7 protein-coding genes and 1 pseudogene are annotated in these 13,190 nt (G+C 67.3%); 3 read left to right on the plus strand and 5 right to left on the minus strand.

What is annotated here, in order from left to right; translation table 11 throughout:
- Positions 1–53 precede the first annotated feature (53 nt).
- The 5 genes and pseudogenes from QP165_RS02560 to QP165_RS02580 form a co-directional block, all read right to left on the minus strand.
- Positions 54–1,505, minus strand: coding sequence for a mannitol dehydrogenase family protein (locus QP165_RS02560; protein ID WP_333993607.1), 1,452 nt, complete (start codon positions 1,503–1,505; stop codon positions 54–56).
- Entirely contained in the window at positions 1,502–2,914 is a 1,413-nt protein-coding gene (uxaC, locus tag QP165_RS02565; protein WP_333993608.1) for a glucuronate isomerase, read from the minus strand. Before uxaC ends, QP165_RS02560 begins: the two co-directional genes overlap by 4 nt.
- Entirely contained in the window at positions 2,911–4,200 is a 1,290-nt protein-coding gene (locus QP165_RS02570) for an MFS transporter (RefSeq protein WP_333996918.1), read from the minus strand. The genes uxaC and QP165_RS02570 overlap by 4 nt, the downstream gene beginning before the upstream one ends.
- Positions 4,194–5,405 (minus strand): D-mannonate dehydratase ManD, encoded by a 1,212-nt coding sequence (gene manD / locus QP165_RS02575; RefSeq protein ID WP_333993609.1) that lies wholly within the window; start codon positions 5,403–5,405, stop codon positions 4,194–4,196. Before manD ends, QP165_RS02570 begins: the two co-directional genes overlap by 7 nt.
- A 9-nt stretch (positions 5,406–5,414) precedes the next feature.
- Positions 5,415–7,795, minus strand: a pseudogene (locus QP165_RS02580) (glycoside hydrolase family 3 N-terminal domain-containing protein).
- A 143-nt stretch (positions 7,796–7,938) separates the two neighbouring features.
- On the opposite strand from QP165_RS02580, the gene QP165_RS02585 reads away from it, so the two are divergent.
- The 3 genes from QP165_RS02585 (at position 7,939) to QP165_RS02595 (ending at position 12,681) form a co-directional block, all read left to right on the plus strand.
- Positions 7,939–10,077 carry an alpha-glucuronidase family glycosyl hydrolase gene (locus QP165_RS02585; RefSeq protein ID WP_333993610.1) on the plus strand — a complete coding sequence of 713 codons (2,139 nt, stop codon included), beginning with the start codon at positions 7,939–7,941 and terminating at the stop codon, positions 10,075–10,077.
- Positions 10,074–11,444: an SGNH/GDSL hydrolase family protein gene (locus QP165_RS02590; RefSeq protein WP_333993612.1), complete on the plus strand. Its 1,371-nt coding sequence runs from the start codon at positions 10,074–10,076 to the stop codon at positions 11,442–11,444. Before QP165_RS02585 ends, QP165_RS02590 begins: the two co-directional genes overlap by 4 nt.
- A gap of 115 nt (positions 11,445–11,559) precedes the next feature.
- A complete protein-coding gene (locus QP165_RS02595) occupies positions 11,560–12,681 on the plus strand; it encodes a glycoside hydrolase family 43 protein (RefSeq protein WP_333993613.1) in 1,122 nt (373 codons plus the stop codon).
- Positions 12,682–13,190 lie beyond the last annotated feature (509 nt).

Consider the following 13,190-nt stretch of genomic DNA (forward strand, 5'->3'; position numbering starts at 1 on the left):
CACCGACCGCGCGCCGGTCCCCCACGGGACCGGCGCGCGGCTACCGGTCGCGGTCAGCGCCGATAGCGCTCGAGCATCGCCAGCGCGCCGACCTGTGCGAGTTGGTCGACCGCGGCGACCAGCGTCGCACGCAGGTCGGCATCGGTGGTGAACCCGAGCAGCCCAAGCAGCGCATCGACGCGCGCACCCGTATCCGCCGTGCCCGCGACCGCGCTCGCCAGCCGATCCGCGATCGGATCGTCGATCGCGAACGCCTCGCCCAGATCGGTCTGTCCCGATTGCCAGCGGATCCACGCCGCGACGGCAAGCGCGAGCGTATCGACGGCAAGGCCCTTTGCCCGCCGCTCGGCGATCGGCGCGAGCAGCCGCTGCGGAAGCTTCTGCGAGCCATCCATCGCAATCTGACGCGTCCTGTGCTGAAGCGCAGCATTCGCGAACCGCGCCATCAACGCCGCGCGATAGGCGGTGAGATCGAGCGCGGCGGGCGGATCGAGCGTCGTCGCGCTTTCATCCCACAAGGCCTCGACAAACGCGCGGGCCGCGGGAATCGCGACAACCTCGTGCACGAAGTCGAGGCCGGCGAGTCCGCCCAGATAGGCGATCGCCGAATGCGCGCCGTTGAGCAGGCGCAGCTTGGCGTCCTCCCAGGGGGCGACGGCGTCGGTCAGCTGAACGCCGAACGCCGCAAGGTCGGGGCGCGCGCCGGCAAACTTGTCCTCGACCACCCATTGCAGGAACGGCTCGGCCTTCACCATCGCCTGATCGGTGACGCCGAGCGTCTGGCCCAGCCGCGCGATATCGTCGTCGGTGGTGGCAGGAACGATCCGGTCGACCATCGTCTGCGGGAAGGCGACCTCGGCGGCAATCCACGCGGCAAGCGCCGGATCATGCGCCTGCGCCATCGCGAGCACCGCGCTGCGCAACAGCGTCCCGTTGTGCGGCAGATTGTCGCACGACATCACGGTCAGCGGACCGAGCCCCGCGGCGCGACGCGCAGCGAACCCGGCGACCAGCAGCCCCGGCACCGTCCGCGGACGGTCGAGCGACGCGAGATCCTGCACGATGTCGGGATCACCCGCCTGCAGCGATCCGGTTGCCCGATCGAGCTTGTATCCCTTCTCGGTCACCGTCAGCGTGACGAGGTGCGTCTCGGGCGATGCGATCGCCGCGACGACCGCGGAAGGATCGTCCGGCCCGACGAGGACGTCGACGATCGCGCCGATGACCTGCAGACGCTCGTCGCTGCCGTCACGTTCGACCACCGTGTACAGTCCGTCCTGTGGAACGAGCTGGTCGCGGACCTGCGGGGATCGCAGCGACACGCCGATGATCCCCCAGCGCAGATCACCGCTTGCGAGCGCGGCCTCGAAGATCGTCGCCTGATGCGCGCGATGGAACGCGCCGATGCCGAGATGCACGACGCCGGGCCTGACCGACGCGCGGTCATAGGCGGGGCGGACGACGCGCGCGGGCAGCCGGTCGAGCGTGGCCTGCGACAGCCTCACAGCTTATACGCCTGCTTGACGAGATCATAGGCGAGCGCGCGCGCGACCTCATGCGCCTCGTCCTCCTCGAGCCGGTGCTCGGCGACGAGATGCGCGAGAAACCCGCAGTCCATCCGCCGCGCGACATCGTGCCGCGCTGGGATCGAGAGGAACGCGCGCGTATCGTCGTTGAACCCGACCGTGTTGTAGAAGCCCGCGGTCTCGGTCGCGCGCTCGCGGAACCGCCGCATTCCCTCCGGGCTGTCATGGAACCACCAGGGCGGCCCCAGCCGCAGCGCCGGATAATGCCCGGCAAGCGGGGCGAGTTCACGCGAATAGGTGTCCTCGTCGAGCGTGAACAGGATGAGCGTCAGCCTGGGATCGTTGCCGAACCGGTCTAGCAGCGGCTTCAGCGCGCGGACGAATTCGCCGGGCAGCGGGATGTCGCCGCCCTTGTCGCGGCCGAAGCGCGCGAGCACCTGCGCATTGTGGCTGCGCGAGACGGCGGGGTGAAGCTGCATCACCATGCCGTCCTCGACCGACATCGCCGCCATCTCGGTCAGCATCTGCGCGCGGAAGAGCTCCGCTTCCGCAGGCGTCGGGTCTGCCATGACGCGTGCATAGAGTGCCTCGGCTTCGGCGGGGGTCAGATCCGCGGTCGCCGCCGACGGGTGGCCGTGATCGGTCGAGGTCGCGCCCGCCACGCGGAACCGCGCACGGTGGAACCGGTGCGCGGCGAGATAGCCCGCATAGCTGCCGACGTCTTCGTTCGCGGTCTCGCCGAACCGGCGGACGTTGGCGGCGAAGCCCGGCGTGTCGGGATCGACGACCGGGTCGGGGCGATAGGCGGTGACGACCCGCCCCTGCCACCCACTCGCGCGGATCGCGGCATGGTGCTCGAGCGGGTCGAGCGGGCTCTCCGTGGTCGCGATCAGCTCGATCCCGAACCGGTCGAACAGCGCGCGGGGGCGGAATTCGGGCGTCTTCAGCGCGGCGTCGATCGTGTCGAAATACAGGTCCGCGGTCGAGGGTTCGAGGCGGACGTCGATCCCGAACGCCTCGGCGAACACCCAGTCGAGCCACATCCGCGACGGCGTGCCGCGGAAGAGGTGATAGTTGTCGGCGAAGATCCGCCAGATTGTGCGCGGGTCGCTTTCCGTGAGGCTGCCGTCGACCGTCGGCACGCCCAGCGCATCGAGCGGCACGCCCTGGCTATAGAGCATGCGGAACACGTAATGATCGGGCACGATCAGCAGCGATGCCGGATCGCTGAACGCCTCGTCGCGCGCGAACCAGGCCGGGTCGGTGTGGCCGTGCGGGCTGACGATCGGCAGGTCCTTCACGCCCGCATGCAGCGCGCGCGCGATATCACGGGTGCGAGCGTCGGCGGGAAACAGGCGGTCGGGGTGCAGGCGTAGCGGCTGGTTCATGCAAGGCGTTCCGGATCGACGGGGGTATAGTGCGGTATGAGCAGGTGGATAACCAGCAACGCGACGAGATAGGCGCAGCCGGCAACCGCGAAAATCGGTCCATAGCTGCCGACCCCGGCGAGGATCGTGCCTGCGAACTTGGCCATCAGCATGCCACCGCACGCGCCGGCGAGCCCGCCCAGACCGATCACCGATCCACCCATCCCGCGCGGAAACAGATCGCCGGGGATCGCATAGACGTTGGCGGAGAAGCCCTGGTGACACGCGCACGCCAGCCCGATCGCCGCGACCGCCCACCATAGCCCGGGGGCCTGCGCCGCGAAGATGATCGGCAGCGCGAACAACGCGCACACGAACAGCGCGGTCTTGCGCGCGCGGTTCGGCGTCGCGCCCTTGCTGAGCAGCCGCGACGAGAACCACCCGCCCGCGATCGATCCGACATCAGCGAGCACATACACCGCGACCAGCGGCGGACCGAAATCGAGCATCTTCACGCCGTATTGCCGGTTGAAGAAATCAGGCAGCCAGAACAGGAACGTCCACCACACCGGATCGATCAGGAACCGCCCGAGCATATACGCCCAGGTCTGCCGCAACCGCAGCAATGTGCGCCAGCGGACGGGCTTGGCGGGCGGCACGGGATCGGCCTCGATCCACGCCAGTTCCTCGGGAGTCACGCGAGGGTGCTTGCGTGGCGTGCGGTAGAAGGCGAGCCATGCGACCAGCCAGATCACCGTCAGCGCGCCGGTTGCGACGAACGCCATCCGCCAGCCGAACGTCACCGCGATCACCGGCACCAACAGCGGAGTCAGGATCGCGCCGACGTTCGAGCCTGCGTTGAAGATGCCGATCGCCAGCGCGCGCTCGCGTTGCGGAAACCATTCGTTGGTCGCAGCCAGCGCGGCGGGGAACGCGCCGGCCTCGCCGATCGCCAGCGGGATACGCGCGAAGATCATCATGCCGGCGCTGGTGAACAAGGCGTGCGCGACATGGCCGATCGTCCACAAGGTCACCGCGACCGCATAGCCGATCTTGGCGCCTACCCGGTCGACGAACCGGCCGAACAGCACATAGGCGATGCCGTACGCCGCCTGGAACGCGATCGCGAGATCGGCATAGCCCTGCTCGCTCCAATCATAGCGCGCCTGGAGTTCGGGCTTGAGCGTCGGCAGCACGAGCCGGTCGATGTAGCTGAGCGCCACCGCGGCGAACAGCAACGCGCAGACGATCCAGCGGACTTTGCCGCGCGGCTTTTCGAGCGCGGCGGCAGCGCCGCCGTTCACCAGTTGCACAGCGTGCCGTCTTCCAGACGCGCGACCGGAAGATAGGCGCGCTTATAGTCGTAGGTCACCGCCAATTCCTCGTCGATGTCGACGCCCAGCCCCGGCGCGTCGCCCGGATGCATCATGCCGTCGTCGAAGCTGTACGCATGCGGGAAGACCGCGTCGGTCTCTTCGGTGTGCGGCATATGCTCCTGCACGCCGAAATTGGGCACAGACAGCCCGAAATGCAGCGCCGCCGCCATCGCCACCGGCGACAGGTCGGTCGCGCCGTGGCAGCCGGTCCGCACCTGATACAGGTCGGCGAGCGCGGCGATCCTGCGGAGATGCGTGATACCGCCGGCATGCACGACGGTCGCGCGGATGTAATCGATCAGCTGGTTCTGGATCAGGTCCTTCGCGTCCCAGATCGAGTTGAACACTTCGCCCACCGCGATCGGCGTCGTGGTGTGGTGACGGATCAGCCTGAACGCCTCCTGGTTCTCGGCCGGCGTCGGATCCTCGATCCAGAACAGGTTATACGGCTCAAGCGCCTTGCCCAGCCGCCCCGCCTCGATCGGCGTCAGCCGGTGGTGGATATCGTGGAGCAGGTGGACGTCCCACCCCATCGCCTCGCGCGCGGCCTTGAACAGCTCGGGGACAACACGCAGATATTTTTCGGTCGACCAGACGCTCTCGCTCGGCAGGTCGGCGTCCGCAGGCTCGTAGCGCGCACCGTGCTTGGCGACGCCGTAGGTCGAGGCGAGCCCCGGTACGCCGCATTGCAGCCGGATCGCCTTGTAGCCCTTGGCCTGCTCGGCCCTGGCGACCGCGATCGTGTCCTCGATCGTCGTGCCGTTGGCGTGCGCATAGACCATGCAGGCATCGCGCGCCGCGCCGCCAAGCAACTGATAGACCGGCATCCCCGCCAGCTTGCCCTTGATGTCCCAGAGCGCGGTGTCGACCGCTGCGATCGCCGCCATCGTCACGGGCCCGCGCCGCCAATAGGCGCCCTTGTAGAGATACTGCCAGACATCCTCGATCCGGTGCGCGTCGCGGCCGATCAGGCACGGCACGACGTGATCGGTCAGATAACTCGCGACGCTCAGTTCGCGGCCATTGAGCGTCGCGTCGCCAATACCCGTGGTGCCGTCGTCGCATTCGATCTTCAGCGTGACAAAATTGCGCCCCGGGCAGGTGACGATGACGCGGGCGGAAACGATTCTGGGCATTGCAGACCTTCAGACGATTTCGAGAATTGCGGTCTTGAGGTGCGCGGAATCGGCACCGACCATGATGTCGAACAGCCCCGGCTCGACGACTTCGCGCATCGCGATGTCGAAGAACCGGAACGCATCGGCGTTCAGCGTGAAGCTGAGCGTGCGTCGCTCGCCGGCGGCCAGCGTGACGCGCTCGAAACCCTTGAGCTCGAGGATCGGGCGGGCGACCGATGAGACCTGGTCGCGGACATAGAGCTGGACGACCTCGTCGCCGGCGCGTGCACCGACATTGGCGACCTCGACCGCGACCGTAACCGAGCCGGCGATCCCGATCCGCGGCGCCGACAGGCGCGGCGCGCCGATCTCGAAGCGGGTGTAGCTGAGCCCGAAGCCGAACGGGAACAACGGCGCGGTGGTGTCGAACAGATAGCCGCGGCGGGCGGACGGCTTGGCGTTGTAGAATACCGGCAGCTGGCCGACGCTGCGCGCCACCGTCACCGGCAGCTTGGCGCCGGGATTGACGTCGCCGAACAGCACGTCGGCGATCGCGGTGCCGCCCTCCTGCCCCGCATACCAGCATTCGAGAAACGCGTTCGCGCTCTCGACCGCAGCGGGCCAGGACGGGGGCGCCCGTTGATCGCGACCACGATCACCGGCTTTCCCGTCGCCTTCATCGCGGCGACAAGCGCATTCTGTTCACCGAGCAGGTCGAGGCTCGTGCGGTCGCCGAGGTGATTGCGCGCATAGCCTTCGCGGCTCGTCTGCTCGGTATCCCCCACCGCGACGAGGATGAGGTCCGCGCTGGTCGCGACGGCGACCGCCTCGTCGATCAGCTGCCGGTTCTTCGCCGGATCCGCGAGCAGCACTTCGTTGGCGGAGCGGTCCTCGCTCTGCGTGATGAAGACGCCCTGCGCATGGACGACCTCGGCCTTGCCTTTCAACCGCGCACGCACGCCCTCGAGCAGCGACACCGTCGCCTTCGGGATCGACGAATAGCCGCCGAGCCGGCCGACCGCGGCATTCGGACCAATGACTGCGACGCGCTTGTGCGCGCCCGCGGTCAGCGGAAGGATGCCGTCGTTGACGAGCAGCGTGATCGAGCGATGCGCCGCCTCAAGCGCCAGCGCGCGCGCCTCGGCATTGCCCGTCAGCCGGGCCGCGGCCTTGGGATCGACCGTCGCGCGCTCGAACATCCCCGAGCGGATCTTCATCGTCAGCATCCGGCGGCACGCGGCATCGACCGCAGCGAGCGAGACCTTGCCCGCGCGAACCTGATCCGCGAGCGAGCGATAGGCCAGCCCGTCCGGAAGATCCGAATCGACCCCCGCGGCGAGTGCGAGCCGAGCGGCCGCGTCGCGATCCGCGGCGATGTGATGTAGCGATGCGAGTTCGCCGATCGCCGCATAATCGCTGACCACCGCCCCGTCGAAGCCCCATTCGCCGCGCAGCACGTCCTGCAGCAGCCAGGTGTTCGCATGGCTCGGCACGCCATCGATCTCGTTGTACGAGGGCATGACCGCACCCACCCCGGTACGCGTGACGACCGCACGAAACGGCGGGAAGAAGAAGTCGCGCAGCTCGCGTTCGGCGAGCGGCGCAGGCGCGACGTTTTCACCGCTTTCGGGCTGGCCGTGCCCGGTCATGTGCTTGAGCGTCGCGAACACCTTGTCGGGGGCCAGCGTCTTGCTCTCGCCCTGCAGCCCGATCACCGCGGCGACGCCCATCTCGCCGCACAGATACGGGTCTTCGCCGAACGTTTCCTCGATCCGGCCCCAGCGCGGGTCGCGCGCGATGTCGACGACCGGGCTCAGTGCGAGGACGGTGCCGTGCGCACGGACTTCGCGCGCGATCACCGCATTCACCCGCCGCACCAGCTCGCGGTCGAAACTGCCCGCCAACGCGATGGCCTGCGGAAAGCTGGTCGCCTCGGGGGCCATGAAGCCGTGCAGCGCCTCCTCGTGGAACAGGATAGGGATGCCGAGCCGCGAGCGTGTCGTCGCCCAAAGCTGCGCGGCGTTGACGAACGCGATCGTGTCTGCCGGCGCGCGCCACCGGCCCGTGACGTCGTTGCCCGTGTTGGTCAGCGTCGCCGCGCCGCCACGGTCGGAGGGACGTGCGATCTGGCCGATGCCGTTCGGATACGCGCTGTCCGCACGCGCCGGGTCGAACCGGAGCGCGGCGTCCATCACGTCCTTCTTGGTCGTCGACAAGGTGATGAGCTGCGCGACCTTTTCGTCGAGCGTCATGCGCGCCATCAGGTCCTGAACGCGCAGGTCGACCGGCGCCCTGGGGTCGCGGTAGACGAGCCGCTCCGCAGTTGCCGCCAGCGCGACTCCGGGGGTCAGTGCGGCGGCGGACGCTGAGCCCAGCCATCGCAACACAGCCCGCCTGTTGGTGGGTATCGCGCCAGTCTTGTCGCCAAACAACCGTCTTCTCCTGTCTCTAAACGCGGCATTGCTGTCGACACCGTCGTCGTGATAGCGATAACAATGTCCGACAAACCATTCCGTTGTCAATGCGGAGCCGGTCGGCGGGAGAGGAAAGAATGAGGCTGATTGGTTGGCTTGGGTTTACCGTTGCCGCGCTTGTCGCCGGCACGACCGCGGCGCAGGCCGAGGATGGATATGACCTCTGGATGCGCTATCGCGCGGTGTCGCCCGCCAAGGCGGCGACGCTGCATCGCGACGCGCAGGCGGTCGAGATCCGCGGCGACAGCGCGACGCTTCGGGCCGCTGCCGACGAGCTGCGCCGCGGGCTGACGGGTGCCGCCTCGCTGCAGGGTAGCAGCACGACCGCGATCATGCTCGCGACCGCGTCCGACCGCGACGTCGCGTCGCTCAGACTGCCGCTGACATCGCTCGGGGACGAGGGGTATGTCGTGCGCGCCGCATCGATCGGCGGCCGACGTGTGACGCTGATCACCGCGAACACCGATCGGGGCGTGCTGTACGGCAGCTTCGCGCTGCTGCGCCATCTCCAGACCGGCGGGACGCTGGCAGGCGTCGCGCTGTTCTCGGCACCGCGCGTCAAGTTGCGCGTGCTCAATCACTGGGACAATCTCGATGGCGTCGTCGAGCGCGGCTATGCGGGGCAGTCCTTGTGGGACTGGTGGACGCTCCCCGACTTCAAGGATCCGCGCTATACCGATTACGCACGCGCCAATGCGTCGATCGGGATCAACGGGACGGTCCTGAACAACGTCAACGCGAAGCCCGAGAGCCTGTCGCCCCGCTATATCGCGAAGGCCGCGGCGCTGGCCGACGTCTTCCGCCCCTATGGGATCAAGGTGTATCTGTCGGCGCGCTTTTCGGCGCCGATCGAGCTTGGCGGGCTGAAGACGGCCGATCCGCTCGATCCGCAGGTGGCGGCGTGGTGGAAGGCCAAGGCCGACGAGATCTATCGCGCGATCCCGGATTTCGGCGGGTTCCTCGTCAAGGCAAACAGCGAGGGACAGCCGGGCCCGCGCGACTATCACCGCAGCCATGCGGACGGCGCCAACATGCTCGCCGCCGCCGTGGCACCGCATGACGGCATCGTGATGTGGCGCGCGTTCGTCTATGCCGAGACGGATCCCGACGATCGCGCGAAACAGGCCTATACCGAGTTCAAGCCGCTCGACGGCAGGTTCGCCAAGAACGTCATCGTCCAGGTCAAGAACGGCGCCATCGATTTCCAGCCACGCGAGCCGTTCCATCCGCTGTTCGGCGCGATGCCCAGGACGCCGCTGATGATCGAATTCCAGACGACGAAGGAATATCTCGGTTTCGCGACCCACCTCGCCTATCTCGGACCGATGTTCGCCGAGACGCTGGCGAGCGACACGATGGCCAGGGGCAAGGGATCGACCGTCGCACGCGTGGTCGACGGATCGCTTGAGGGGCATGCGCTGACCGGCATGGCGGGCGTCGCCAATATCGGCCGTGATCGCGACTGGGCCGGTTCGCCGTTCAACCAGGCGAACTGGTACGCGTTCGGACGCATGGCCTGGGATCCGACGATCGGCGCCGAGCCTGTCGCACGCGAATGGGCGGCGATGACCTTCGGCGCCTCGCCCGCGATCGTCGGTCCGGTAACCGCAATGATGATGGGATCGCGCGAGGCGGTCGTCGACTATATGACGCCGCTGGGTCTCGCGCATGTGATGGCGACGGGGCATCATTATGGCCCCGGCCCCTGGGTCGCCGAGCTGAAGCGTCCCGAGTGGAACCCGGTCTATTATCACCGCGCCGACAAGGCCGGGATCGGGTTCGACCGGACCAGGACGGGCAGCAACGCGGTTGCGCAATATGCCCCGCCGGTCGCGCGCGGCCTCACGGATCCGGCGACCACGCCCGAACGCGACCTGCTGTGGTTCCACCATGTCGCCTGGGACCGGCCGATGGCGTCCGGGCGGACGCTCTGGGCGGAGATGGTGCATGATTACGACCGCGGCGTCGGCTATGTCGGCGGCATGCGGCAGCAATGGAACGCGCTTCGGAGCGAGATCGACGCGGAGCGCTGGACGAAGACCGATCGCTTCCTCGCGATCCAGGAACAGGAGGCGCGCTGGTGGCGCGATGCGTCGCTGAGCTACTGGATGTCGGTCAACGGCCTCGCACTGCCCGCGGGTGCCGCACCGCCTGCGCACGACCTCGCGTGGTACAAGGCGCAGAGCTTCCCCTATGCGCCGGGCAACCCGCAATGACCCGCGATCGCATCGCATCCGCCAGCGGACGCGCCACGACGCCGTGGATCGCGGCAGCGCTGCTCGCCACCGCATTGGCGGCGACCGGGCTTTCCACCGGCGCCGCTGCCCGAAACCCCGCACAGGCACCCGCCATGCGTTCGGCAGCCGCGCAACCGTCCGAGCCTCGATGGATCACGACCTGGGGAACGTCGCAGCTCGTTCCGGAAGGCGAGAACGCGCTCCCCGCCGACCGCGCGAGCGACGTCACGCTGCGCCAGATCGTACGGGTGTCGGCGGGTGGCGACGTGGTCCGCGTCCGGTTGTCGAACGTCTTCGGCGCACGACCACTGCCGATCGGCGCCGCTCACCTTGCACACGCAGCCGCCCCGGGGACGCCGCGTATCGACGGCGGCACCTCCCTCACCTTCGCGGGACGGCCGGACACGGTGATCCCCGCGGGTGCGGAGCTCTATTCGGATCCGGTCACGCTGCACGTCGCGGCGGGCGCGGACGTCGCGGTCAGCCTGTACCTGCCGGATGCGCCCACGCCGCAGACCGGGCATCCCGGCGCGCGGGCAACCAGCTTCACGCTTCGCGGTGCGCATGCGGCGGATGTCGCGCTCGCCGGAGCAAAGCCGACGACGCGCTGGTATGCGCTCTCGGATATCGAGGTCATGGCGCCCGTCGCGCCGGACACCAATTCGGGCACGATCGTCGCGATCGGCGACTCGATCACCGACGGCTATGGCGTGCTGCCCGAGCGTAATTCGCGGTGGACCGACGTGCTGGCGATACGGCTCCGCGCCAGCCCGGCGACCCGTGTGATCGGCGTCCTCAATGCAGGGATTGGCGGCAACCGTATCCTGCTCGACGGGCTCGGGCCCAATCTGCTCGCGCGGTTCGATCGCGACGTGATTGCGCGAAGCGGCGTTCGCTGGGCGATCGTGCTCGAGGGGATCAACGATCTCGGCACGCTGACCCGCGACGCGCCCGCGACCACGGCACAGCACCGCGCGCTGGTCGCGCAGATCGTCGCTGGCTACACGGAAATCGTCACCCGCGCGCACGCGCATGGCATCAAGGTCGTCGGCGGCACCGTCATGCCGTTCGGCGGAAACGACTATTATCATCCCGGTGCCGAGAACGAGGCCGATCGTCAGGCGGTCAACCACTTCATCCGGACGTCCGGCCTATTCGACGCGGTGATCGATTTTGATGCATTGATGCGTGATCCTGCGCGTCCGGACCGGCTGGCCACAGCCTATGATTCGGGCGATCATCTTCACCCGTCAGAGGCCGGCTACCGTGCGATGGGCGAGGCGATACCCCTGGCACTGTTCACGCCCGCAGCGTCCGGCGCCAAAGACCGAATTCGCCGTCGCTGACGCACCAGACCTGTCTTGCCGCAGCCGCCGGTTTGAGTATGGTAGCGCTATCCGATGCTCAATTTTTCGACAGATCTCGATAGAAGATCGTATATCTAGGAAGGATTCAAAGCTCATGACCGTCCGTAGACTGACGCTTTTCGCGACCATGTTTCCCGTCCTGCTCGCCGGCGGTCTGGCGATCGCTCAGACGGGCAAGGCGCCGCCGGTCGCTGGCAAGGCCAACGCCGGCGGCGAACCGCGGAGTCCCGATGGCAGGCGCTATCTGGCGCAGCCGCTGGTGACCAAGATCTTCGCGGCCGACCCGTCGGCGCATGTCTTCAATGGCAAGATCTACGTCTATCCGAGCCACGACATCGATTCGGGGATCCCCGACGATGATCTCGGCAGTCAATATGCGATGCGCGACTACCGTGTGCTCAGCATGGACCGTCCCGGCGGCCCCGTGACGATCCACCCCGTCGGCATCGATGTCGGACAGATCCCCTGGGCGTCGAAGCAGACCTGGGCTCCGGATGCCGCGTACAAGAACGGGACCTATTATCTCTACATGCCCGCGCGCGACAAGCAGGGCGTGTTCCGCATCGGCGTCGCGACGTCGAAGTCGCCGACCGGCCCGTTCAAGGCCGAGCCGCTGCCCATCCGTGGCAGCTTCTCGATCGATCCCGCGGTATTCAGCGACACGGATGGCGAAAGCTATATGTATTTCGGCGGTATCTGGGGCGGGCAGCTGCAGCGCTGGGCCAATGGTCGCTTCGACGCCAATGCGGGCGACACCGACCTGAAGCAGGACGACAAGCCCGCCCTCGCCCCCAAGGTCGCGCGGATGTCCGCGGACATGAAGCAGTTCGCCGAGGCCCCCCGCGACGTCCAGATCGTCGACGAGGCGGGCAAGCCGATCCTCGGCGGTGACCACGAGCGGCGGTTCTTCGAAGCGTCATGGCTGTTCAAGCGCAGCGGCAAATATTATTTCACCTACTCGACGGGCGACACGCATTTCCTCGCCTATGCGATCGGTGACAATCCGTATGGCCCGTTCCGCTATACCGGGCATATCATGACGCCAGTCCAGGGCTGGACGACGCACCACTCGATCATCGAGTTCAAGAACCGCTGGTGGCTGTTCTATCACGACACGCAGTTGTCGAACCGCAACAACCTGCGCTCGGCGAAGATGACCGAGATGACGTTCCGTCCCGACGGGACGATCAACCCGATCGACCCGTTCAAGGACTGAGCGCGCGCCACCGCCCTGACCGGCGGTGGCGGTCCCATTCGTGATGCCGACAGGCGACGCTACGTCCTATTACCGGGCGCGGCGTTGCTTTGCCCACGCTGCGCGGAGCGGATGGGAACGGCCGCGAGCGGTTTGAATCCGCGCCACGTCGCGCGATGCGATCAAGCAAGTCGAAGCATATTAAAGTAATTGTTTATATCATTCAGTCCGTCCGGAGGGCGACGGCGCGAATCGCCGATCCGCTGAAGTGATGGTAAGAACTGACACCCTATTTATTGCATCGCAACATCGGTTTTCGCTGCATCGCCACGCCGACATTATTGTCACGTATCAAGAAGATCGTGTTTTGCCGCAGTATTCACGTCACTGGCGGCGAGATTCCCGTTGACACGCCGCGCCGCTATGTTAGCCCTAACACACCAAGCCGATCAGAGCTTGTCGATACCAGTGCTACGCCGCTGATGGGGAGAGAATGATGAGGGGTTCTGCAGTGTTGAAGGTGCTCGCGC

This window comes from Sphingomonas sp. 22R3R2A-7 (genome assembly GCF_036856055.1).
Classification (GTDB): domain Bacteria; phylum Pseudomonadota; class Alphaproteobacteria; order Sphingomonadales; family Sphingomonadaceae; genus Sphingomonas.